The sequence below is a fragment of the Cupriavidus pauculus genome (assembly GCF_002858765.1).
Taxonomy (GTDB): Bacteria; Pseudomonadota; Gammaproteobacteria; order Burkholderiales; family Burkholderiaceae; genus Cupriavidus; species Cupriavidus pauculus_B.
This window is the reverse complement of record NZ_PJRP01000018.1, coordinates 62,605-85,723: the sequence shown is the minus strand read 5'-3', so window position 1 is coordinate 85,723 and position 23,119 is coordinate 62,605. Positions and strand designations below refer to the sequence as shown.

The window sequence follows — 23,119 nt, the reverse complement described above, 5'->3', positions numbered from 1 at the left end:
ACCATCCGTGACAGCATCACAGATTGCGAGGAACGATGAAACTCGTGCTTTGCCGGATATCCACCTTGCGCTCGGATTCAGTCTCGGCGGTAACCGTCACCTCGATCTTGTGCGTACCCTGCTTCGCGTCGTCGATCGGCACGCGAATCCGGATGGGTAGCAGGCGGTTCGACGTAGGCGACAGCGATTCAGCGCCGTGGTCGTATTCCACGACCAGCCCCTTCAACTCGTCGCTCTGTGCCTGCACGTGGAATTTCATCGGCGCCTCGGTCGCGTTGATCAGTTGCAGGCGGTACACGTTCTCGATCCAGCGGCCTTCCACTTCGCGCCCCAGCGCACCTCGGTCACGAATGATGTCGACCTTCAGCGGCGTGCGCATGGCCAGCGATGCGACAAAGCCCACCGTCAACGCCAGCCAGATTGCCGTGTAGACGATCGTACGCGGGCGCAGCAGCCGCTTGCGGGCATCGGTAGCTGACAGCTTCTTGCGCATCGCGTTTTCCGATGTGTATCGGATCAGCCCGCGCGGGTACTCCATTTTGTCCATGACCTGGTCGCAGGCATCGATGCACGCGCCGCAGCCGATGCACTCGTACTGCAGGCCGTCACGGATATCGATACCGGTCGGACAGACCTGCACGCAGATGCTGCAGTTCACGCAATCGCCCAGCCCAGCCGCATGGTGATCGGCCTTGCGCGACCGGCTGCCGCGCGGCTCGCCACGGCCCACGTCATAGGTGACGACGTAGGTATCGCGGTCCACCATCACGCTCTGGAAGCGCGCGTACGGACACATGTACTTGCACACCTGCTCGCGCATGAACCCGGCGTTGCCCCAGGTGGCGAACGCATAGAACAGCATCCAGAACGCCTGCCATGGACCCAGCGTCCAGTGCAGGACCTCGCCGCCCAGTTCGCGAATCGGGGCGAAATAGCCGATGAACGTGAAACCCGTCCACAGCGCGATCAGGATCCACAGCGAGTGCTTGGTCGCCTTGAGACGAATCTTGCGCAGACTCCACGGGTCGCCGTCCAGCCGGATGCGGGCGATGCGGTCGCCCTCCACCCGTCGCTCGATCCACATGAATATCTCGGTATAAACCGTCTGTGGGCACGCGTACCCGCAGAACAGGCGCCCGGCGATGGCCGTGAACAGGAAGAGTGCCAGCGCCGAGATGACCAGCAGCACGGCCAGGTAAATCACATCCTGCGGCCACAGCACAAGTCCAAAGATGTAGAACTTGCGGGCGCCAAGGTCGAACAGCACCGCCTGGCGGTCGTTCCACTGCAACCACGGCATGCCGTAGTAGACCAGTTGCGTGAGAATGACCAGCCAGACCCGCCAGTTGGAAAAGGCGCCCGTGACCGAACGCGGATAGATCTTGCGCCGGACTTCGTACAGCGCCTCTTCAGTGGCGTCGGCCGCCGGCTTGGGCGGCGGTGCGGGCCGCCAGGCGGCCTCGCTTGATTCGCGGGTAGTGGGGGGAGATTCCAGGGGCGCGCTCATTATTCAGCCCTCATGCCCCCGGGCCGGACGGCAGACCATCCAGACCGGGGGACGGTTTGTCATTGCCCTGCGGATGCGGCGTTCGTGTTCGTGTTGGACAGGCCCCAGACGTATGCCGTCAGCATGCGAATGCGCTCAGGCGTCAGGATTTCCTCGTGGGCCGGCATATGGCCGTTGTGCCCCTTCAGGATGGCCTCGACGATCACGCGTTCCGAACTGCCGTACAGCCATACGTTGTCGGACAGGTTCGGTGCGCCCAGCGCCTGGTTACCCTTGCCGCTCGCGCCATGGCATGCCGCGCAGGTGGACTTGAACGTGCTTTCGCCGCGCGACGCCCGGATCGGATCGTAGGTCAGCCCAGACAGCGACCGCACATACTGCGCCGTATCACCGGCAAGCTTGGCATCGATCGTGCCGGCAAACGGCGGCATCACGCCATTACGACCCTTCGTGATCGTCTGCTGGATCGTTTCGGGATCGCCGCCATAGAGCCAGTCGTTGTCGGTCAGGTTCGGAAAACCGCGGCTGCCGCGGGCGTCCGATCCATGGCACTGCGCGCAATAGTTCAGGAACAGGCGCTGACCGATTTCACGCGCATCGGGGTCCGCCGCCACCTGCTTGACATCCATCTTCAGGTACTTGGCGTAGATCTCGTGCTGCGTCTTCTCGGCAGCTTCCCGATGCGCGGCAAGTTCACCCTGTGTCGAGAACTTGAGCACGCCGGCGTAGGTGCCGAGGCCCGGATAGAGCACCAGGTAAGCCACGCTGAACACGCAGGCCAGCAGGAACATCCACATCCACCAACGCGGCAGCGGGTTGTTCAGTTCGCGCAGGTCGCCGTCCCAGACGTGACCGGTGTCATCGGTAGTGCTGACGCCCTTCGGCATCTTCCGTTGCGAAAACAGCAGCCATACGCACCAGACAATGCCAATGAGCGCGATGGCCGTGATGTAGTAGCCCCAGAAATCGGAAATGAAATCGCTCATGGTTACTAATTCCGGCTTGGATTGTTATGTTCGTCCGGCAAGGCAAACGGCAGCATCGCCGATTCCTCGTTGGCCGCCTTGCGGCCCGCCGACCAGGCCCACCAGCAGATGGCCAGGAACGTCAGCAGCGACAGGACGGTGGCGATAGAGGTCACGATCACCATGGCGTTACTCCTTCGCCGGTGTGGCCGTCTCGGCCGCCGGCGCTGCCGGGGCAGCTGCGGGGGCCGTGTCCAGACGGACGTTGCGACGGTTCAGGCCCAGACCCTGCAGATACGCGACCATGGCGTCTTCCTCGGTCTTGCCCACCAGCTCTTCCGGTGCGCCTGCGATTTCGGCGTCGGTATAGGGCACACCCAGGCGTTGCAGCGCGCGCATGCGGGCCTGCACCGAATCGGTCGGCAGCGGCGTCTTTTCGAGCCACGGATACGACGGCATCACCGATTCGGGCACCACGTCGCGCGGATTGCGCAGGTGGATGCGCTGCCAGTCATCGGAGTAGCGGCCGCCAACGCGGGCCAGGTCGGGGCCCGTACGCTTGGAACCCCACAGGAACGGATGGTCGTACACCGACTCGCCCGCCGTGGAGAAATGGCCATACCGCTCGGTCTCGGCCTGCAGCGTGCGCACCTGTTGCGAATGGCACCCCACGCAACCTTCACGGATATAGATGTCACGCCCCATCAGCCGCAGCGGCGAGTACGGCGTGATGCCCGGGTCCGGCTGGGTGGTCGAATGCTGGAAGAACAGCGGCACGATCTGCACCAGACCGGCAATGCTGACCACGATGATTGTCGCGATGATCAGCCAGCCGACGTTCTTCTCCAGCGTCTCGTGCCTGAAAAATCCTTGATTCTGAGACATTGTTTGCGTCCTCGGCTTGTCAGTGGGCGGAAGCCGGCAGGCTGGCCGGAATCGGTGCATCCACAGTGGGCTTGCCAGCGATGGTGCGGAACACGTTGTAGGCCATGATGAACATGCCGCCCAGGAAGCACAGGCCGCCCGCGAGGCGGATCAGGTAGAACGGATACTTGGCCTTGACCGCTTCCACGAACGCGTAGGTCAGCGTGCCGTCCGGCTGCGTGGCGCGCCACATCAGGCCTTCCATCACACCGGCGATCCACATCGAGGCGATGTAGAGCACCACGCCGATCGTGGCCACCCAGAAGTGCAGCTCGATCAGGCGCGTGCTGTACATCTGCTTTTCACCGAACAGGCGCGGAATCAGGTAGTACAGCGAGCCGATCGAGATCATTGCGACCCAGCCGAGCGCGCCCGAATGGACGTGGCCGATTGTCCAGTCCGTGTAGTGCGACAGCGCATTCACGGTCTTGATCGACATCATCGAGCCCTCGAACGTAGCCATGCCGTAGAACGACAGCGCCACCACCAGGAACTTGAGGATCGGATCGGTACGCAGCTTGTGCCAGGCACCGGACATGGTCATGATGCCGTTGATCATGCCGCCCCACGACGGCGCGAGCAGGATCAGCGAGAACACCATGCCCAGCGACTGCGCCCAGTCGGGCAGCGCGGTGTACTGCAGATGGTGCGGGCCGGCCCACATATAGGTGAAGTTGAGCGCCCAGAAGTGGACGATCGACAGACGATAGGAATAGATCGGACGTTCGGCCTGCTTCGGGATGAAGTAGTACATCATCCCCAGGAAGCTGGTGGTCAGGAAGAAACCCACCGCGTTATGGCCGTACCACCACTGGATCATGGCGTCCTGCACACCCGCATAGGCGGAATACGACTTCCACATCGACGCCGGCATCTCGATGTTGTTGACGATATGCAGGATGGCGATGGTCAGGATGTAGGCGCCGAAGAACCAGTTGGCCACGTAGATGTGCCGGGTCTTGCGCTTGACAATCGTGCCAAAAAAGACGATGGCGTAGGCCACCCAGACCAGCGTGATCAGGATGTCGATCGGCCATTCAAGCTCGGCATACTCCTTCGAGCTTGTGATGCCCATCGGCAGCGTGATCGCGGCGGCCACGATGACAACCTGCCAGCCCCAGAACGTAAACGCCGCGAGCGGCCCGCAGAACAGGCGCGCCTGGCAGGTGCGCTGTACCACGTAGTACGACGTGGCGAACAGCGCGCTGCCGCCAAATGCGAAGATCACCGCATTGGTGTGCAATGGACGCAGCCGGCCGAACGACAGCCATGGCGTGTTGAAATTCAGATCCGGCCAGATCAATTGCGCCGCAAGCAGAACGCCTACGGCCATGCCGACGATGCCCCAGACAACGGTCATGACGGCAAATTGCCGCACTACACCGTAGTTGAAGGTGTCGACGCGTGGAGACGCGGTGGTGACAGCCATTCAGACCCCCAAGCTAAGTAAGAATAAACCTATTGACTGTGTGACTTTAGAAAAACAGCACGGTCGTCGCGTTGACTTCGATCAATCCTTGCGCACCACACACGAACTGTTTTCGCCGGGTCATGTCTTTTGCACCGGTTCTGCTCGGGACCCATCGCCCTACCGGGCGCGTTCCGGCCCCTGCGGCTTGTCGTTGTCGAGCAGGATGGCTTCAGCCGGCCGGTCCAGGTCGTCGTACTGACCGGCATGCAGCGCCCACCACAAGACTCCCGCGATCAACGCCACCAGCACCAGGCTCATCGGCACCAGCAGATAAAGCGTTTCCATTTACAACTCCCCTTCGCGCCCTTGTGGCAGCGATTCGGGCGCAGACAGCGGCGCCCCTTCCCGTGCCGTGGCCCTGATGCGCAGCAGCCGCCACGCATTGGCCACCACCAGCAGCGATGACACGGACATGCCGATGCCTGCCATCCATGCCGTGACATGCCCCGTCGCGGCCAGCGGGATGGCGACCACGTTGTACGCAAAGGCCCAGCCCAGGTTCTGCCGCACCACGCGGCGGGCGCGGCGCGCGGCCTTGATGGCGGTGGCGATCTCCGCGACGCCGCCGTGGGTCAGCACGGCGTCGGCCCCGGCCTGCGCCAGCGGCGCCCCGCTGCCAATGGCGATCGACACCTGGGCCTGCGCCAGCACCGGGGCGTCGTTGATACCGTCGCCCACCGCCAGCACCACCGCGCCGCGCTGCTGCAAGGCGGCCACATACTCGCGCTTGCCTTCCGGCGTCACGGCGCCGAAGGCCGTGCGCATGCCAAAGCGGTCTGCCCACCAGCGAACGGCCGCCACACCATCGCCGGACACCAGGTGGCAGCGCACACCAAGCGCCCCCAGCGCGCGCAGCAGTGCGCGGGTCTGGTCGCGCTCGACGTCGGCCAACTGGAAACAGGCAAGCAAGCCTCTGGCGTCGCCCAGCCACACCTCCGTGGCGCCCGGGAGGCTCTCGTGCCCACACTCATCGGTATTCGCGCTCGATGACAGGGCAGCCGCGTACTCGCGGCGTCCCAGGCGAAGCCGGCAACCGTCGACCGAGGCATCGAGCCCCTGCCCCGGCACATTGCGCAGATCGCTCACCGTGGGATGGTCCGTATCCGCGCCTGCCAGGTCGCAGGATTCCGCGAGCGCCCGGGCAATCGGATGCTCGCCGCCGCGCTCCATGGCGGCCGCGAGGCGCCGGCAAGCCTGCGCGTCGAGCGCCCCGAACGTCTGTGTGGAGACCAGTGCGAATCGCCCTTCCGTCAGCGTGCCGGTCTTGTCGAGCACCACGTCGGTCACCCGTGCCAACGCTTCGAGCGCATGCGCGCGGGTCAGCAGCAACCCGCGCCGCGACAATGCAGCCCCTGCCGCCGCCAGCGCGGCCGGCGTGGCCAGCGACAACGCACAGGGGCAACTCACAACCAGTACCGCCACCGTCACCAGCAGTGCGCGCGACGGATCGATCCACAGCGCCCAGACCGCGCCAGTCACCACGGCCATGATCAACAGGGTGCCGACGAACCATCCGGCCACGCGATCGGCCACTTGCGCCAGCCTTGGCTTGTCCGCCAGCGCACGATCCAGCACGGCCACGATCTCCGCCAGCCGCGTTTGCGCGCCGATGCGCTCGATATGGATTTCCAGCGGGCTGGCGGCGTTGAAGCAGCCCGCCAGCACGGTGTCCCCCGCCACGCGCCTCACCGGCCGCGCTTCGCCGGTCAGCATCGATTCATCAAGTTCGCTCGCGCCGGCCAGCACCACCCCGTCGGCCGGCACGATCTCGCCAGCCTTGACGCGGATGCGGTCGCCCGGCTGCAACCTGGCCACGGGGACGCGCTCGCCCGCGCCTCCGGCCTGCGCCAGCCGCTCGCAGGTGGCCGGCAGCTGCCGGGCCAGCATTTCCGCGCCGCTGCGCGAAGCCTGGCGCACGCGCAACTCCAGATAGCGCGCCAGCAACAGGAACGCGACGAACATCGTCACAGAGTCGAAGTAGACTTCGCCCACGCCACGGGCCGTGGCAACGGCGCTGGCCAGGAATCCTGCCGCCACGCCGATGGCCACCGGCACGTCCATGCCCATGTGGCGATGCCGCAGGGACCGCCAGGCGCCCGCAAAGATCGGCCAGGCGGAATAGAAAACAACGGGGATGGTCAGTGCGAAGCTGGCCCAGCGCATCAGCTGCAGCTGGCCGGGATCGATCGTGGCTTCGTGGGTGTAGAGGGGCCACGCATACATCATCGCCTGCATCATGCCGAGCATGGCCACGGCCATCCGCATCAGCAGGCCGCGGCGTTCGCGGCGGTCCTGCTGGTCGGAGCGCGACACCTCGAACGGCCAGGCCGCATAGCCGATGTCGGCCAGGCTGGACAGCAGGTCGGCAACGCCCTGCGAGGCATCGCGCCAGCGGACGACGACGCGGCGTGTTGCCACATTGGCCACCACCGATTCCACCCCGTCGAGCTGTCCCAGGTGCTGCTCGATCAGCCATGCGCAGGCAGCGCAACGGATGTTTTCCGGCGCCAGCGTGACCTCGGAGCGGCCGTCGCCCGCCTGGCGCACGAACTGGCTGCGCAATTCGGGGGTGTCATAGGCCGCCCAGACCGGCTCGGCTTCGCGCCTTGCATCGGCGTCGATCGGACGCGCAAAGCGCGTGATATCGCCGTAGAGATGACCGAACCCGGCGGCGTGCAGCGTCTGCGCCAGGGTCTGGCAGCCGCCACAGCAAAAGGTGCGTGCCTGACCTTCAATCTGGGCGACAAACGGTGCGCCGGCCTTCAGGGGCTGGCCGCAATGGAAGCAATCGGTGGAATCTGTGGGGATCGACGAAGAAGACGCCAATGCCCGCCCGGCAGAACGGGCGTCGGAGGGGTCCGCAAATGCGGCGGCAGATGCCAGATTTGGCGCGAGGGGGGCGGTAGTTGGAGACGACATGGCGCGCTTTTATTACCCAGTGGATACTAGGTACCTTGCGCGCGCCCTACCTTGATAAAAATCAAACTTGGGGGAACGACTTCAGAATCGCCCCCGCAGGTGTTCGGCAAACAACGCTGCTTGCCGAAATGCCTTGACGCCAGGCCGATCAGGTCAGCGAAGTGTCCATCACCCGGCGTTCCGACTCCAGGTATTCGCGTGACTGCATCTCGATAATCCGCGACACGGTCCGGTGGAACTCGTTGGCCATCTGCCCTTCCGTGTAAAGCTCGTCGGCTGGCACTTCGGCCGAAATCAGCAGCTTGACCTTGTGGTCGTAGAACACGTCGATCAGCCAGGTGAACCGGCGCGCCTCCGACGACATCCGCGGCGTCATCTTTGGCACGTCCGACAGAATCACGGTATGGAATTGCGAGGCAATTTCCAGATAGTCGTTCTGCGAGCGCGGTCCGCCGCACAGCGTGGCGAAATCGAACCAGACCACGCCGTTGGCCTTGCGTAGCGCCTTGATCTCGCGATGCTCGATATGGAGAATCGGCGATTCGTCCGCCGTTCCCGCGATCGACACGAACGCGTCACGCAGCGCGGCACTGGCCTCGCGGCCCAGCGGTGTGTGATAGGCCTGTACCTGCTCCAGCGCGCGTTTGCGGTAGTCGATGCCGGCGTCGACGTTCAGCACGTCGAGCTTCGTCTGCAGGAGCTGGATGGCGGGCAGCACGCGGTCGCGATGCAGGCCATCGGGGTACAGCAGGTCCGGGCGATAGTTCGACGTCATCACGAACTGCACGCCGTTGTCGAACAACTGCTGCAACAGCCGGTGCAGGATCATGGCATCCGCCACGTCGCTGACGTGGAATTCGTCGAAGCAGATCAGCCGGAAGCGGCGCGCGATGCGCTTGGCCAGCTCGTCGAGCGGGTCGGGGCGACCCCGCAGCTCCTCGAGCTCGCGGTGCACCTCGCGCATGAATTCGTGGAAATGCAGCCGGGTCTTGCGCACCACGGGCACGCAGGAAAAGAAGCTGTCCATCAGGAACGACTTGCCGCGCCCCACCCCACCCCACAGGTACACGCCCTTGGGCACGTCGGGGTGAACCAGCAGCTTCTTCAGCGCATTGTTGCGGCGGCTCTTGTACGCCACCCACTCGTCGTAGCACTGCTGCAGCCGCGCCACGGCGCGCAATTGCGCCTCGTCGGACTGGTAGCCGCGCTGCTTGAGTTCGTGTTCGTAAAACTCGGTGACGTTCATGTCGGGGCCTGGGAAATACCGGGGTGCTGCAAGTGAAAACGGCGCGCCGCTGGAATTGCGGCGCGCCGGTGCTCACCCGAAGGTGAACGGGTATTACATGTTCAGCTGACGCTTGTCGACGGCCAGCGCGGCTTCACGCATGACTTCCGACATCGACGGGTGCGGGTGGCAGACGCGACCGATGTCTTCGCTTGCCGCCTTGAACTCCATGGCGACCACGGCTTCGGCGATCAGGTCCGAAGCGTTGGCTGCCACGATGTGCACGCCCAGGATCTCATCGGTCTTGGCGTCGGCCAGCATCTTCACGAAGCCGTCGGCTGCGCCCATGCCCAGCGCACGGCCGTTGGCCATGAACGGGAACTGGCCCGACTTGTACTCGCGGCCTTCAGCCTTGAGCTGCTGCTCGGTCTTGCCGACCCATGCGATTTCCGGGAACGTGTAGATCACCCAGGGAACCGTGTTGAAGTCGACGTGCGGCTTCTGGCCGACGATGCGCTCGGCCACGGCCACGCCCTCGTCTTCCGCCTTGTGCGCCAGCATCGGGCCACGCACCACGTCGCCGATTGCCCAGATGCCAGGCACCTTGGTCTGGCAGTGGTCGTCGACTTCGATGAAACCGCGCTGATCCACGCCCAGGCCAACCGCTTCCAGGCCCAGGTTGTCGGTGTTCGGCACGCGGCCAACCGACACGATCAGGCGATCGACTTCCAGCGTCTGGTCCTTGCCGTCCTTGTCGGTGTAGGCAACGGTGACGTTGTCCTTGCCGGTCTTGACTTCGTTGACCTTGACGCTCAGGTTGAACTTCAGACCCTGCTTGGTCAGCAGCTTCTGGGCTTCCTTGGCCACGCCTTCGTCGGCGGCGCCCAGGAATGCGGGCAGCGCTTCGAGCACGGTCACGTCGGCACCCAGGCGGCGCCACACCGAACCGAGCTCCAGGCCGATCACGCCGGCGCCGATCACGCCCAGCTTCTTCGGCACCGTCTCAAACTTCAGCGCGCCTTCGTTGTCGCTGATCAGCTTGTTGTCGACGGTGATGCCGGGCAGGTGACGGGCCTTCGAGCCCGTGGCGATGATGACCTGCTTGGCGGTCAGCGTTTCGCCGTTCACTTCGACCTGGAAACCTTCGGCAGCCTTGCCGGCGAACTTGCCGTAGCCCTTGAACAGGGTCACCTTGTTCTTGCGGAACAGGAACTCGATGCCCTTGGTCATCTTGCCGACGATGTCGTCCTTGCGCTTGAGCATCTTGGCCACATCGACCTTGACGTCGCCCACGGTGATGCCGTGGTCAGCCAGGTGGTGCGAGGCGTTCTCGAACTCTTCCGAGGAAGCCAGCAGCGCCTTGGACGGGATGCAGCCCACGTTCAGGCAGGTGCCGCCCAGGCGGGCTTCGCCCTTGGGATCGTCATAGGCGTTGCCTTCGAGGCAGGCCACGTTCAGGCCCAGCTGGGCAGCACGAATGGCGGCGATGTAGCCGCCGGGGCCGGCGCCGATCACCAGCACGTCGAATTGTTTGCTCATGGGAAATATCTCTTTGGCACGTCATGCCCGCGCCAATATGGCAGGCATCCGGCGGCATCGTGCGGACGATGCGCTCGCCGGGTCCCCGCACCGGGGTGCGGGGACGACGACAAACGAAAGACGGAGTGTCTGTCTGGGGACAGGACCGATTACAGGTCCAGCAGCAGGCGGGCCGGATCTTCCAGCGCTTCCTTCATGGCCACCAGACCCAGCACGGCTTCGCGGCCGTCGATGATACGGTGGTCATAGGACATGGCCAGGTAGTTCATCGGACGGATCACGATCTGACCGTCTTCCACCACGGCGCGGTCCTTGGTGGCGTGAACGCCCAGGATGGCCGATTGCGGCGGGTTGATAATCGGCGTCGACAGCATCGAACCAAACGTACCGCCGTTCGAGATCGAGAACGTACCGCCGGTCAGGTCGTCCAGCGACAGCTTGCCGTCACGGGCCTTGGCACCGAATTCGGCAATCTTCTTCTCGATGTCGGCCAGGCTCATCTGGTCGGCGTTGCGCAGGATCGGCACCACCAGGCCACGCGGCGAACCAACGGCGATACCGATGTCGAAGTAGCCGTGGTAGACGATGTCGTTGCCGTCGACCGAAGCGTTGATGATCGGGTACTTCTTCAGCGCGTGGACGGCGGCCTTCACGAAGAACGACATGAAGCCCAGCTTCACGCCGTGTTCCTTCTCGAAGCGATCCTTGTACTTGTTACGCAGATCCATGACCGGCTTCATGTTCACTTCGTTGAACGTGGTCAGGATGGCGTTGGTCGATTGCGACTGCACCAGGCGCTCGGCGATACGGGCGCGCAGGCGGCTCATCGGCACGCGCTCTTCCGGGCGGTCGCCCAGCGCGGCGAAGTCGACCTGGGCCGACACTTGCGGCAGGGCCGGCTTGGCAGCGGCCGGAGCCGGAGCAGCCTTGGCGGCCGGTGCCGGGGCCGAACCAGCGGCCAGCACGTCGCCCTTGGTGATACGGCCGTCCTTGCCGGTGCCAGCCACTTGCGAGGCCGACAGGCCGCCTTCGGCCATCAGCTTGGCAGCCGACGGCATGGCGATGGCGCCAGCAGCAGCGGGCGCGGCAGCCGGGGCAGCGGCCGGAGCCGGTGCGGCGGCAGCGGGAGCCGGGGCGGCGGCGGCCGGAGCGGCGGCGCCAGCGGTGGCTTCCGTGTCGATCTTGGCGATGATCTCGTCAGCAACAACGGTGTCGCCGTCGTTCTTGACGATCTGCGACAGCACGCCAGCCGACGGGGCCGGCACTTCCAGCACAACCTTGTCCGTTTCGATTTCGATCAGGATTTCGTCCTGAGCAACGGCTTCGCCCGGCTTCTTCTTCCAGTTCAGCATGGTCGCTTCGGCGACCGATTCAGACAGTTGCGGAACCTTGACGTCAACAATAGCCATGGTTTGTTAAATCCTCGATGTATGCGTGTGTGTTTCGTTTCAGGCAGGTAGCCCCGCGGTGCGCATTCCTGTGCGCCACTGCGGGGTACCAACGAATTACTTGGTCAGAACAAAGCCCTTGAGCTTGGAGAACGCGGCTTCCAGCAGCGCCTTCTGTTGCTCGTTGTGCTTTGCGTAGTAGCCCACCGCCGGCGAAGCCGAGGCGGGACGACCGGCATAACCGAGCTTCTGGCCTTCCGTCATGTTTTCCATGATGTAGTGCTGGACGAAGAACCAGGCACCCTGGTTCTGCGGTTCGTCCTGGCACCACATGATTTCGGTCGCGCCCGGATACTTCTTGAGTTCGGCGGCCACGGCCTTGTGCGGGAACGGATACAGCTGTTCCAGACGGATGATTGCGGTGTCGGTCGCCTCGCGTTCCTTGCGGGTGTTGACCAGGTCGTAGTAGACCTTGCCCGAGCACATGATCACGCGCTTGACCTTGCTGGCGTTCAGTTCCTCGTGATCCGGGATCACGGTCTCGAAATGGCCCTTGGCCAGATCGGACAGCGGCGACACGGCGTCCTTGCTGCGCAGCAGCGACTTCGGCGTCATGATCACCAGCGGCTTGCGGAACAGACGGATCATCTGGCGACGCAGCAGGTGGAAGATCTGGGCCGGCGTGGTCGGCTGAACCACTTGCATGTTGTGGTCCGCGCAGAGCTGCAGGAAACGCTCGATACGGGCCGAGCTGTGTTCCGGACCCTGGCCTTCGTAGCCGTGCGGCAGCATCATCGTCAGACCCGAGGCGCGGCCCCACTTCACTTCACCCGACGAGATGAACTGGTCGATCACCACCTGGGCGCCGTTGACGAAGTCGCCGAACTGGGCTTCCCAGATCACCAGCGCATTCGGTTCGGCGGTCGAGTAGCCGTATTCAAAGCCGAGCACGGCTTCTTCGGACAGCACCGAGTCGATCACCATGAACGGCGCCTGGTTGTCCGACACGTTCTGCAGCGGCACGTACGAGCCAGCATCCCAGCGCTCGCGGCCCTGGTCGTGCAGCACTGCGTGGCGGTGCGTGAAGGTACCGCGGCCGGCATCCTGGCCGGTGATACGCACCGGGTAGCCCGAAGCCACCAGCGAGGCGAAGGCCAGGTGTTCACCCATGCCCCAGTCCAGCATCTGCTCGCCCTTGCCCATGTTGGAACGGTCCTTGACGACCTTTTCCACCAGCGGGTGCAGCTTGAGCTGTTCCGGGATCGTGGTGATGCGCTCGGCCAGACGCTTCAGTTCCGTCATGGGAACGGCGGTGTCGGCGGCATCGGTCCACTTGCGATTCAGGAACGGCATCCAGTCCACGGCGAACTTGTTCTTGAAGTTCGACAGGACCGGGTCAACCGTGTGCTTGCCGGCGTCCATGGCGGCGCGGTAGCCCTTGACCAGCTCGTCGCCGAATTCGGCGCCGGTCAGGTTCTGCGCCACCAGCTTGTCGGCGTACAGCTTGCGCGTACCGGCGTGCTGGCCAATCTTCTTGTACATCAGCGGCTGCGTCATGGCAGGGGTGTCCTGCTCGTTGTGACCCAGCTTGCGGAAGCAGATGATGTCGACCACGACGTCCTTGTTGAATTCCATGCGGAAATCAACGGCCAGCTGCATGGCGTACACCACGGCTTCGGGATCGTCGCCGTTCACGTGCAGCACCGGCGCCTCGATCATCTTGACCACGTCCGTGCAATACAGCGTCGAACGCGCGTCGCGCGGGTCCGAAGTCGTGAAGCCGATCTGGTTGTTGATGACGATGTGCATCGTGCCGCCCGTGCCGTAGCCGCGGGTCTGCGCGAGGTTCAGCGTTTCCATCACCACGCCCTGGCCGGCAAAGGCGGCGTCGCCGTGCACCTGCACCGGCAGCACTTCCTTGTGGCCAGCGTCGCCACGGCGTTCCTGGCGCGCCTTCGACGAGCCTTCGACCACCGGGTTGACGATTTCCAGGTGCGACGGGTTGAACGCGAGCGACAGGTGAACCGGGCCACCTTCGGTCGAGACATCGCTCGAGAAGCCCTTGTGGTACTTCACGTCACCGGCCGGCAGGTCGTCAACGTGCTTGCCTTCGAATTCGGCGAACAGGTCGGCCGGCATCTTGCCCAGCGTGTTGACCAGCACGTTCAGACGGCCACGGTGGGCCATGCCGATCACGATTTCCTGCACGCCCTTGCTACCGGAGTGCTGGATCAGTTCGTCCATCGCGGCGATGAAGCTTTCGCCGCCTTCCAGCGAGAAGCGCTTCTGGCCGACATACTTGGTATGGAGGAAGCGCTCCAGGCCTTCGGCCGCGGTCAGGCGATCGAGGATGTGCTTCTTCTTCTCCAGCGTGAACACGGGCTTGGAACGCGTGGTTTCCAGGCGCTCCTGCCACCAGCGCTTTTGCGCCTGGTCGCTCACGTACATGAACTCGGCGCCGATGGTGCCGCAGTACGTCTCACGGAGGTTGTTGAGCAGCTCGCGCAGGCTCATCGACTCCTTGCCGAAATACGTGTTGCTGGCATTGAAGACGATGTCGAGGTCGGCCTCGGAAAAACCGTAGAACGCCGGATCCAGGTCAGGCAGGGGCGGACGCTCCTGGCGCTTGAGCGGATCGAGGTCGGCCCAGTGCGAGCCGATGTTGCGGTAGGCGGCGATCAGCTGCGTGGCAGCGACGCGCTTGCGACCCATATCGGAATCGGCCGAGGCAACAATGGTCTTGATGGGGCCCTGCTTGGCGCGCTCGGCGAACGAGGCGACGATCGGTGCGTGGGGGATATCGCGGGCGTTGGAACCATCCACAGCCGGGACATTCTGCATCGCGTCGAAATACGCGCGCCAGTTGTCGGGAACCGAGCTGGGATTCTGGAGATAGGCCTCGTACAGCTCTTCCACATAGGGGGCGTTGCCGCCGAAGAGGTACGAATTGCTTTGATACTGCTGCATCATGGGGCGCTCACTATTCTCCGGGAATGCCGGAGTTAAGCGGGTTCATCAACCTTCCGCGACACGGCCTGACCGGTTAGCGGATTGCAAACAACTCTTGGGGGTCCTGCGGTTACCACCTTGAACGAAACGGCACCCGGGGGTGCCGTCTGTCTCGGTCTCGCCGCCAGACCCGAAAGGGCAAGTTGTGCGGGAAGGACCTAAGTCTTCACTCGCGGAGCATAGCACGTTATCCCCCAAACAGTGGGGACTTTTCGTGATGCAAAATCGAGACAGTTTGTCCAGGGACCTTACGGCTGCGGCGCGATCTGGTCGACCGCATCGGTAATCAGACCATCCAGCCCCCAGGACAGCAGATCCTGCGCCCGGGACGGGTCATTGACCGTGTAGCACAGCACCTTGAAACCGGCCGCATGGGCGGCGGCGATGACGTCGGCGTCGAGCTCGCGATGATTCGAGTCCAGCGCCACGCAGTCCAGGCGTCGCAGCCGATCAAGCCAGTCGGCCGGCAGCTTGTCCAGCAGCAACGCGCGTGGCAGGCCCGACGCCGCCAGACGCGCAGCTTCGAGCGCGACTTCGGAAAACGACGACAGCAGCGGCGGCACCGCCGCGCCCTTCCATAACGAAAGCGCATCAAGCGCCACCGCAGCGCCAGTGCGGTATTCATCACCCGGCACCGGCTTGATCTCGATATTCACCAGGTAGCCGTTAGCTTGCGTATAGCGGGCGATGGCCGCCAGCGTCGGCACCGGCTCGCCGGCGAAGGCCGGGCTGTGCCAGCTGCCGGCGTCCAGTGCTGCGATCTCGCCGAGCGTCAGCGCGTCGACACGCCCATGGCCGGACGTCGTACGGTCCAGCGTTGCGTCGTGCATCAGCACGGGCTTGCCATCGCCGGACAGCTTCACGTCGAACTCGAACATCCGGTAGCCGAACGACGCGCCATGGCGAAAGGCCGCCAGCGTGTTCTCGGGCGCCAGCTTGCCGGCGCCACGGTGCGCGATATGGCGCGGATACGGCCAGTCGCCGTTCATGGCTGGCGTGATCGCGGTCGTGCTCATGCCAGCGCCTCGATCCGCTTGCCGTCCTGCATGTCGAAGAAATGCAGGTGGTCGGCCGATGCCGTGATCGGCAGCTTGTCGCCGGCGCGCACGGGCATATGGCTGTCCAGCCGCACCACGATCGACTGGCCGCCCAGCGTGCCGTAGGCGAACGAATCGGCGCCCAGCGCCTCCACCACGCGCACGTCGACCTCGGCAATCGCCTCGTGGGTGGCGCACGGCTCGATATGCTCGGGGCGCAGCCCCATCAGCGCCTGCTCCGGCAGGTGCAGGCCCATCGGCAGGTGGCCCAGCGTGGCCGTCCCGGTATGGCCTTCCTTCTGCACCACGCGCATCTGCGCCTCGCCGCCGTTGGTGCCCTGCCCCGCGCCGTTGCGCGCCACCGGCACCAGGTTCATCGGCGGCGAGCCGATAAAGCTGGCCACGAACGTGCTGGCCGGGCGCGAATACACTTCCAGCGGCGTGCCGATCTGCTCGATGCGGCCGCCGTTGAGCACCATCATGCGGTCGGCCAGCGTCATGGCTTCAACCTGGTCGTGGGTCACGTACAGGCTGGTGGTCTTCAGGCGACGATGCAGGTCCTTCAACTCCAGCCGCATCTGCACGCGCAGCTTGGCATCGAGGTTCGACAGCGGTTCATCGAACAGGAACACCGCCGGCTCGCGCACGATGGCGCGGCCCATGGCCACACGCTGGCGCTGGCCGCCCGACAGCGCGCGCGGCTTGCGTTCCAGCAGCGGCGCCAGTTCCAGAATGCCGGCCGCGTGCTTGACGCGCTGCTCGATCTCGGCCTTCGCCATACCGCGGATCTTGAGCCCGTACGCCATGTTGTCGTAGACGCTCATGTGCGGATACAGCGCATAGTTCTGGAACACCATCGCGATGTCGCGCTCGGCCGGTTCCAGGTCGTTCACGACCTTGTTGCCGATATGCACCTCGCCACCGGTGATCGTTTCCAGCCCCGCCACCATGCGCAGCAGCGTGGATTTGCCGCAGCCGGACGGCCCGACGATCACGATGAACTCGCCGTCGGCGATTTCCATATCGATGCCATGCACCACCTGGGTGCCGCCGGCGTAAGTCTTCTGTACGTTGCGAAGAGACAGCTTTGCCATGGTCTGACCTTATTTTTCCGTTTCCACCAGGCCCTTGACGAACCAGCGTTGCATCAACACGACCACCACGGCCGGCGGAATCATCGCCAGCATCACCGTGGCCATCACCAGGTTCCAGTCGGTGGCCGCATCGCCCGAGCGGGAGATCATCTGCGTCACGCCCACCACCACGGGCGTCATCGATTTCTGCGTGGTGATCAGCAGCGGCCACAGGTACTGGTTCCACCCGTAGATGAACTGGATCACGAACAGCGCCGCGATGCTGGTGCGCGACAGCGGCAGCACCACATCCCAGAAGAAGCGCAGCGGGCCGGCGCCGTCGATGCGCGCCGCCTCGGCCAGTTCGTCCGGAATGGTCAGGAAGAACTGGCGGAACAGGAACGTGGCCGTGGCCGACGCGATGATCGGAATCGTCAGCCCGAAGTAGCTGTCCAGCAGGCCCAGGTCCGACACCACCTTGTAGGTCGGCAGGATGCGCACTTCCACCGGCAGCATCAGCGTGATGAAGATCATCCAGAAGAAGACCTTGCGCAGCGGAAAGCGGAAATAGACCACCGCGAAGGCCGAGATGATCGAGATCGCAATCTTGCCCAGCGCGATGCCCAGCGCCATGATCAGGCTGTTCTTCATCATCGTGGACACCGGCGACGCCGATTCGCCCACGCCCTGGAACAGTACCGTGCGATAGTTTTCGATCAGGTGACTGCCCGGGATCAGCGTCATGGGGGCATCCAGCACCTGCTCGGCCGTCAGCGTCGACGCCACGAAAGTCAGGTACACCGGAAATGCCACCACGACGATGCCCAGGATCAGCACCAGGTGGGTAATGAAGTCCAGTACAGGACGACGCTCTATCATTGCCTATCCTCCTGTCAGTACTGGACCTTGCGTTCCACGAAGCGGAACTGCACCACGGTCAGCGCGATCACGATCACCATCAGCACCACCGACTGCGCGGCCGAACCGCCAATATCCATGCCCCGGAAGCCATCGTGGAACACCTTGTAGACGAGCGTGTTCGTGGAATTGAACGGGCCGCCGTGCGTGACCGCGTCGATAATCGCGAACGTGTCGAAAAACGCGTAGACCACGTTGATCACCAGCAGGAAGAACGTGGTCGGCGACAGCAGCGGGAACACGATCGACCAGAAGCGCTTCCACGGCCCGGCGCCGTCGATGGCCGCCGCTTCGATCAGCGACTTGGGAATGCTCTGCAGCCCGGCCAGGAAGAACAGGAAGTTGTAGCTGACCTGCTTCCAGGCGGCGGCCAGCACCACCAGCGCCAGCGCCTGGTTGCTGTCGAGCAGGTAGTTCCAGTCAACGCCGACCTTGCGTAGCGCGTACGACACCACGCCCAGCGTCGGGTTGAACATGAACATCCAGAGCACGCCCGCCACGGCCGGCGCCACGGCATACGGCCAGATCAGCAGCGTCTTGTAGCCGGTGGCGGCACGCACCACGCGGTCGGCAAAGTACGCCAGCAGCAGCGCCACCGACAGGCCCACCACCGTCACGCCGATGGCAAAGACCGCCGTCACCTGGAACGATTCGATGTAGTTCGGATCGTTCCAGAGTGTGACAAAGTTCTCGGCGCCAACGAAATCGAGATTGATGCCGAAGGCATCCTGCTGCAGCATCGACTGCCACAGCGCCTGCCCCGCGGGCAGGAAGAAGAAGACCACCGTGATGACGATCTGCGGAAACACCAGCAGATACGGCAGCCACGGCGACCGGAATACGACGCGTTTTTCCATGAGATGGATTCCGCCCTGAGACTGAACGACTGAACAAACGGCAAGCGGGCGACGGTTGTGCCGCCGCCCGCTCAGGTCCTGCACCGGCCAGGGATGATCCCGGCCTGTTGGCTTATTCCTTGGCGGTCTTCTGGAAGCGTTCCAGCTGTTCGTTACCGCGCGCCACGGCCGCGTCCAGCGCTGCCTTCGGCTCCTTCTTGCCGGCCCACACGGATTCCAGCTCCTCGTCGATGATCGTGCGGATCTGCACCAGGTTGCCCAGGCGCACGCCGCGCGACTTGTCGGTGGTCTTCACGATCATCTGTTCCACCGACACATCGGCGCCCGGATTCTTGTCGTAATAACCCGATTTCTTGGTCAGCTCATAGGCGGCCATCGTCACCGGCAGGTAGCCGGTGGCCTGGTGCCAGTCCGACTGGATCTCGGGCTGCGACAGGAACGTGAAGAACTTGGCCACGCCCTTGTATTCTTCGGCCTTCTTGCCGCCCATCACCCACAGCGACGCGCCGCCGATGATCGTGTTCTGCGGCGCACCCTGCACGTCCGCGTAGTACGGCAGCTGCGATACGCCGAACTGGAACTTGGCGTTTTTACGAATGTTGGCCAGCGAAGCCGACGAGCCCGTGAACATCGCGCACTCGCCGTTATAGAACTTGGCCTGCGACTCCGACTTGCGGCCGCCGTAGCTGAAATAGCCCTTCTTGACCATTTCCTGCAGGTTCGTGATGTGCTTCACATGCAGCGGGCTGTTGAACACCAGGCGCGCGTCGGTACCGCCAAAGCCGTTGTTCTTGCTGGCGAACAGCGTGTTGTGCCACGCCGAGAAGCTTTCCAGGTGGACCCAGCTCTGCCAGTCGGTGGTGTACCCGCAGCTGGTGCCGGCCGCCTTGAGCTTGGCCGAATACTGCATGACCTCGGGCCAGGTCTTCGGCGGCGCCGACAGGCCGGCCTTCTTGAAGGCGTCCTTGTTGTAATAGAAGACGGTGGTCGAGCTGTTGAACGGGAACGACAGCATCTCGCCCTTCGACGAGGTGTAATAGCCCGCCACGGCCGGGATATAGGCCTTCTGGTCGAACTTCTCGCCCGCTTCCTTCATGACGACGGACACCGGCTTGATGGCGCCCTTGGCGCTCATCATGGTGGCAGTACCCACCTCGAACACCTGCAGGATGGCCGGGGAGCCGCCCGCGCGGAACGCCGCGATGCCGGCGGCCATCGTCTCGTCGTAGTTGCCCTTGTTCACGGGCACGATCTTGTAGTCGGACTGGCTGGCGTTGAACTTGTTGGCGATCTCGTTCACCTTATCGTTCAGCGCGCCCTGCATGGCGTGCCACCACTGGATTTCTACGGCTGCGTGGGCCGTGCCGGCCAAGGCCAGGCTGGCCACGGCGGCGAATTTCAACGCAAAGCGCGGGAAGGACATGGGCATTTCTCCTGAGGCCATTCGGTGCGACAGTTTTTTTGAAAAAGCGACCGACTGTATGCATTTTTTGTGACAGGCATGTTACGCCGCTCCGTTGTCATCGAACACCGGGCAAACCCGCCCTTGCGCAAGAGAATGTTGCAGCATATTGACGACCGGCAATTGCAGCGCCAGGCGGCGTTCGCCACGGCTACAATGCCCCGCCATGACCGTACCGACTTCCTTTTCTGCCCTGCCCGACAGCGCGCTGCGCCGTGTCCGCGGCATCCTGACCGATATCGATGGCACGCTGACCACCGACGGCCGCCTGCCCGCCGCCACTTACGTCGCGCTCGACCGGCTCAAACGCGCGGGACTGCACGTGATCCCTGTGACGGGACGCTGCATCGCATGGGCGGAAATCTTGACGCGTCTCTGGCCCGTCGACGCCATCATCGGCGAAAACGGCGCGTTCTATTCGCATCTCGTCGACAACAAGCTCATCACCCGCTTCCTGGACGATGCCGCCACGCGTGAAGCAAACCTTTTCCGCATTCATGCGTTGGGGCAGGAAATCCTGCGCGAAGTACCGGGCTGCGCGCTGGCTTCGGACCAGGCATGGCACGCCGCCGACCTGGCGATCGACCATGCCGAAGACGTGGCGCCGTTGCCCCAGACCGCCGTCGACCGCATCGTGGCAATCATGCGCGGCGCCGGCATGACGGCCACCGTCAGTTCGATCCACGTCAATGGCTGGTTCGGCCATCACGACAAGCTGTCGATGAGCCGGCTCTGTGTAGAGGAATTGCTCGGGGACGATATCGACGCCCAGCGCGACGAGTGGCTGTTCATTGGCGATTCGGCCAATGACGTGGCGATGTTCGGCCACTTCCCGCTGTCGGTAGGCGTGGCGAACGTGCGCGACATTCTGGACAAACTACCAGTGAAGCCCGCCTACATCACCGACGCGGCCGGTGGAGAAGGATTTGCGGAAATGGCGGAAAGGGTCTTAAAGCTGAAACAGTTGGCATGATGGCCATCAACTGATCTCGATTTCCCCTCGCGTGGGCGGCGAATCCGCCACCCACGCCGGTATAAGCACGGCTGCGCCGCAATGGCGCCCAGCGTCAATGACCGACATTTGAGGGGGAATCTTCATGACGTACACGTCGCGCATCTTTTCGCATCCGAAGTTCGCAGCGGCAGCGGTACTGGCCGTCACCACGCTAAGCGCCTGTGGCGGCGGCGATGGCGAGCAGTCCGTCGCTCCAACAACGGTCGCAGCACCTGCTCCCACGCCCGAAACATCGCCGCCCGCGCCCGCACTGCCAGAGCCACCCACCACTGTGTCGCCGGCCTGCAACGATTGCGGCGCCGTCAACGCAAACACCTACACCGGGAACGGCGTGGGCGTGTGGCAAGCCATCAACGCCTCCACGACATCCGCCGAGGTACCGATCCGCATCGAGGGTCTGAACGGGCAGGACGTGACGCTGGTCTTTACCAACCAGACCGCCACCCCGAGGATCATGCCGACGATCTCGCTGACGACGCCCCGGGCGACCACCACCACAGCGGCAAACGCGCTGCGCTGGAACGATGATGGTACGCAGGCCGTCAAGCAGGAGATTTCGGACTTCAATCGCGAGGGCTGGGTGGCGCTTGCCGGAAGGCGCGGCGACATGCCGAACTACGCGGCAAGGCAAAATCAGGGCCTTTCGGCTGTGAACACCACCAGAACCTGGTACCACGCCGACAATTCCGAGCGTTCGGCCACGCTAGTGCTGCAGCGCGCAACCACCGACGGCACCGCCGTCAATTTCTGGGTGGAGGATTCGGAAAACGCATCCGACAGGGTGAGCACTGAGATTGTGGCGCTCCTTGCAGACAGCTTCACGCCAGCCGGACGACTCTACGACATGGTCACTGCCGTCGGTGGCCCGCTATGGGGGCCGCATGAGTATTCAAATCTGATTCCTGCTACGGGACAGCCTCTTGACATCGTGATCCTGAATTTCAACAACGATGGGCGACCGTTGGGCTTGCTCGGGTACTTCTATGGACGAAACGCCTTAAGCCGGAATCCGGAGACCAACCCCTACAGCAACGAATCGGTTTCGCTGTACCTGGATGCCGAGTCGCTCTATCTTGGCGGCCCCGAAGGCCAGAGGGAAATGATTTCAACGATGGCCCATGAAGCGATGCACCTGCAGAGCTTCTACCGTCGAGGCGTGGTCAAGGGCCCCTCGTACTTGTTCGGTCAGTGGCTGGAGGAAGCCTCGGCCATGATGATGGAAAACTTCGTCGGCCATTCCATCGACCCGAACTACAACGCCATCCGTGACGTGCGCTTTCCTGACTACATTGGCTACGGGGCCGGCTCCTATAACTGCAGCCTGATCGCATTCAAAACCGCGTCCGAGTCTTGCGACAGCTATGCGGTCTCCGGATCGCTCGGCGGCTTCCTGACGCGGCAGTTCGGACTCGATTTCTACAAGAACCTGCTGAACGATTTCAGCAGCACCGACTCGATCGAGGTTCTCGATTCCGCCATCCGCGCAAGCGCGCCAACATCCGGTTTCGGAGAACAATTGCGCCGCTTTGCGGCGACGGCCGGGTCGCTGATGACCGCCCCAAGCCCCGATGGATTTGGCTTTCCGGCGCGAACGGAAGGCGGCTTCACATTGCCGCTGATCAACCCACAGGCACATCTGCCGACCCGCACACTGATCCAATCCGTTGCCGTCGCACTTGAAGCCTACGGGAGCCTTCCGGTGGTGCGTACTGCCGTCAGTGGGACGTACGACGAGACGGTGAGTGTTCCGGCTGGCACCACGTTGTCCGTCGTGATTCAATAAGGGACCTATCGGGGCGCGCGGGCGCCC

Annotated in this window: 18 protein-coding genes; 2 read left to right on the top strand and 16 right to left on the bottom strand. The window is 63.7% G+C overall.

The window, feature by feature from the left end; genetic code table 11:
• Positions 1–16 precede the first annotated feature (16 nt).
• The 16 genes from ccoG to ugpB all read right to left on the bottom strand — a co-directional run bounded on the left by ccoG (position 17) and on the right by ugpB (position 20,255).
• Positions 17–1,507 carry a cytochrome c oxidase accessory protein CcoG gene (gene ccoG / locus CYJ10_RS27680; protein ID WP_101684640.1) on the bottom strand — a complete coding sequence of 497 codons (1,491 nt, stop codon included), beginning with the start codon at positions 1,505–1,507 and terminating at the stop codon, positions 17–19.
• Between the two features lie 59 nt (positions 1,508–1,566).
• Positions 1,567–2,493: a cytochrome-c oxidase, cbb3-type subunit III gene (gene ccoP, locus CYJ10_RS27675; protein WP_101684639.1), complete on the bottom strand. Its 927-nt coding sequence runs from the start codon at positions 2,491–2,493 to the stop codon at positions 1,567–1,569.
• A 5-nt stretch (positions 2,494–2,498) separates the two neighbouring features.
• Positions 2,499–2,657 (bottom strand): cbb3-type cytochrome oxidase subunit 3, encoded by a 159-nt coding sequence (locus tag CYJ10_RS27670; protein WP_066733664.1) that lies wholly within the window; start codon positions 2,655–2,657, stop codon positions 2,499–2,501.
• Between the two features lie 4 nt (positions 2,658–2,661).
• Positions 2,662–3,357: a cytochrome-c oxidase, cbb3-type subunit II gene (gene ccoO, locus CYJ10_RS27665; protein ID WP_101684638.1), complete on the bottom strand. Its 696-nt coding sequence runs from the start codon at positions 3,355–3,357 to the stop codon at positions 2,662–2,664.
• Positions 3,358–3,376: 19 nt separating this feature from the next.
• Positions 3,377–4,825, bottom strand: a complete 1,449-nt coding sequence (gene ccoN, locus CYJ10_RS27660; RefSeq protein ID WP_101684637.1) for a cytochrome-c oxidase, cbb3-type subunit I — start codon at positions 4,823–4,825, stop codon at positions 3,377–3,379.
• Between the two features lie 159 nt (positions 4,826–4,984).
• Positions 4,985–5,152 (bottom strand): cbb3-type cytochrome oxidase assembly protein CcoS, encoded by a 168-nt coding sequence (ccoS, locus tag CYJ10_RS27655; protein WP_101684636.1) that lies wholly within the window; start codon positions 5,150–5,152, stop codon positions 4,985–4,987.
• Positions 5,153–7,786, bottom strand: coding sequence for a heavy metal translocating P-type ATPase (locus CYJ10_RS27650; RefSeq protein WP_101684635.1), 2,634 nt, complete (start codon positions 7,784–7,786; stop codon positions 5,153–5,155).
• Positions 7,787–7,934: 148 nt separating this feature from the next.
• Complete coding sequence (zapE, locus tag CYJ10_RS27645; RefSeq protein WP_101684634.1) at positions 7,935–9,032, bottom strand: cell division protein ZapE; 1,098 nt, start codon at positions 9,030–9,032, stop codon at positions 7,935–7,937.
• A 93-nt stretch (positions 9,033–9,125) separates the two neighbouring features.
• A complete protein-coding gene (lpdA, locus tag CYJ10_RS27640) occupies positions 9,126–10,550 on the bottom strand; it encodes a dihydrolipoyl dehydrogenase (RefSeq protein WP_101684633.1) in 1,425 nt (474 codons plus the stop codon).
• Between the two features lie 149 nt (positions 10,551–10,699).
• Complete coding sequence (gene odhB / locus CYJ10_RS27635; protein WP_101684632.1) at positions 10,700–11,959, bottom strand: 2-oxoglutarate dehydrogenase complex dihydrolipoyllysine-residue succinyltransferase; 1,260 nt, start codon at positions 11,957–11,959, stop codon at positions 10,700–10,702.
• A 96-nt stretch (positions 11,960–12,055) separates the two neighbouring features.
• A complete protein-coding gene (locus CYJ10_RS27630; RefSeq protein WP_101684631.1) occupies positions 12,056–14,908 on the bottom strand; it encodes a 2-oxoglutarate dehydrogenase E1 component in 2,853 nt (950 codons plus the stop codon).
• A gap of 287 nt (positions 14,909–15,195) precedes the next feature.
• Positions 15,196–15,963, bottom strand: a complete 768-nt coding sequence (gene ugpQ, locus CYJ10_RS27625; protein ID WP_257993566.1) for a glycerophosphodiester phosphodiesterase — start codon at positions 15,961–15,963, stop codon at positions 15,196–15,198.
• Positions 15,960–17,078 carry a sn-glycerol-3-phosphate import ATP-binding protein UgpC gene (locus CYJ10_RS27620; protein ID WP_101684630.1) on the bottom strand — a complete coding sequence of 373 codons (1,119 nt, stop codon included), beginning with the start codon at positions 17,076–17,078 and terminating at the stop codon, positions 15,960–15,962. The genes ugpQ and CYJ10_RS27620 overlap by 4 nt, the downstream gene beginning before the upstream one ends.
• A gap of 9 nt (positions 17,079–17,087) precedes the next feature.
• Positions 17,088–17,936, bottom strand: coding sequence for a sn-glycerol-3-phosphate ABC transporter permease UgpE (gene ugpE / locus CYJ10_RS27615; RefSeq protein ID WP_101684629.1), 849 nt, complete (start codon positions 17,934–17,936; stop codon positions 17,088–17,090).
• A gap of 14 nt (positions 17,937–17,950) precedes the next feature.
• Positions 17,951–18,832: a sn-glycerol-3-phosphate ABC transporter permease UgpA gene (gene ugpA, locus CYJ10_RS27610; RefSeq protein ID WP_101684628.1), complete on the bottom strand. Its 882-nt coding sequence runs from the start codon at positions 18,830–18,832 to the stop codon at positions 17,951–17,953.
• A gap of 112 nt (positions 18,833–18,944) precedes the next feature.
• Positions 18,945–20,255: a sn-glycerol-3-phosphate ABC transporter substrate-binding protein UgpB gene (gene ugpB, locus CYJ10_RS27605; protein ID WP_101684627.1), complete on the bottom strand. Its 1,311-nt coding sequence runs from the start codon at positions 20,253–20,255 to the stop codon at positions 18,945–18,947.
• A 205-nt stretch (positions 20,256–20,460) separates the two neighbouring features.
• Here ugpB and CYJ10_RS27600 point away from each other — a divergent pair, with 205 nt between their 5' ends.
• Both CYJ10_RS27600 and CYJ10_RS27595 read left to right on the top strand, forming a co-directional pair.
• A complete protein-coding gene (locus CYJ10_RS27600) occupies positions 20,461–21,267 on the top strand; it encodes an HAD-IIB family hydrolase (RefSeq protein ID WP_101684626.1) in 807 nt (268 codons plus the stop codon).
• Between the two features lie 124 nt (positions 21,268–21,391).
• The gene (locus CYJ10_RS27595) at positions 21,392–23,092 is read left to right on the top strand and encodes a M30 family zinc metallopeptidase (RefSeq protein WP_101684625.1); all 1,701 of its coding nucleotides are present in this window, start codon (positions 21,392–21,394) and stop codon (positions 23,090–23,092) included.
• Positions 23,093–23,119: the final 27 nt, after the last annotated feature.

Excerpts from the sequence above, each read along its gene's own strand:
- ccoG (WP_101684640.1), bottom strand. The coding sequence starts at position 1,507 with ATGAGCGCGCCCCTGGAATCTCCCCCCACTACCCGCGAATCAAGCGAG.
- ccoP (WP_101684639.1), bottom strand. The coding sequence starts at position 2,493 with ATGAGCGATTTCATTTCCGATTTCTGGGGCTACTACATCACGGCCATC.
- CYJ10_RS27670 (WP_066733664.1), bottom strand. The coding sequence starts at position 2,657 with ATGGTGATCGTGACCTCTATCGCCACCGTCCTGTCGCTGCTGACGTTC.
- ccoO (WP_101684638.1), bottom strand. The coding sequence starts at position 3,357 with ATGTCTCAGAATCAAGGATTTTTCAGGCACGAGACGCTGGAGAAGAAC.
- ccoN (WP_101684637.1), bottom strand. The coding sequence starts at position 4,825 with ATGGCTGTCACCACCGCGTCTCCACGCGTCGACACCTTCAACTACGGT.
- ccoS (WP_101684636.1), bottom strand. The coding sequence starts at position 5,152 with ATGGAAACGCTTTATCTGCTGGTGCCGATGAGCCTGGTGCTGGTGGCG.
- CYJ10_RS27650 (WP_101684635.1), bottom strand. The coding sequence starts at position 7,786 with ATGTCGTCTCCAACTACCGCCCCCCTCGCGCCAAATCTGGCATCTGCC.
- zapE (WP_101684634.1), bottom strand. The coding sequence starts at position 9,032 with ATGAACGTCACCGAGTTTTACGAACACGAACTCAAGCAGCGCGGCTAC.
- lpdA (WP_101684633.1), bottom strand. The coding sequence starts at position 10,550 with ATGAGCAAACAATTCGACGTGCTGGTGATCGGCGCCGGCCCCGGCGGC.
- odhB (WP_101684632.1), bottom strand. The coding sequence starts at position 11,959 with ATGGCTATTGTTGACGTCAAGGTTCCGCAACTGTCTGAATCGGTCGCC.
- CYJ10_RS27630 (WP_101684631.1), bottom strand. The coding sequence starts at position 14,908 with ATGATGCAGCAGTATCAAAGCAATTCGTACCTCTTCGGCGGCAACGCC.
- ugpQ (WP_257993566.1), bottom strand. The coding sequence starts at position 15,963 with ATGAGCACGACCGCGATCACGCCAGCCATGAACGGCGACTGGCCGTAT.
- CYJ10_RS27620 (WP_101684630.1), bottom strand. The coding sequence starts at position 17,078 with ATGGCAAAGCTGTCTCTTCGCAACGTACAGAAGACTTACGCCGGCGGC.
- ugpE (WP_101684629.1), bottom strand. The coding sequence starts at position 17,936 with ATGATAGAGCGTCGTCCTGTACTGGACTTCATTACCCACCTGGTGCTG.
- ugpA (WP_101684628.1), bottom strand. The coding sequence starts at position 18,832 with ATGGAAAAACGCGTCGTATTCCGGTCGCCGTGGCTGCCGTATCTGCTG.
- ugpB (WP_101684627.1), bottom strand. The coding sequence starts at position 20,255 with ATGTCCTTCCCGCGCTTTGCGTTGAAATTCGCCGCCGTGGCCAGCCTG.
- CYJ10_RS27600 (WP_101684626.1), top strand. The coding sequence starts at position 20,461 with ATGACCGTACCGACTTCCTTTTCTGCCCTGCCCGACAGCGCGCTGCGC.
- CYJ10_RS27595 (WP_101684625.1), top strand. The coding sequence starts at position 21,392 with ATGACGTACACGTCGCGCATCTTTTCGCATCCGAAGTTCGCAGCGGCA.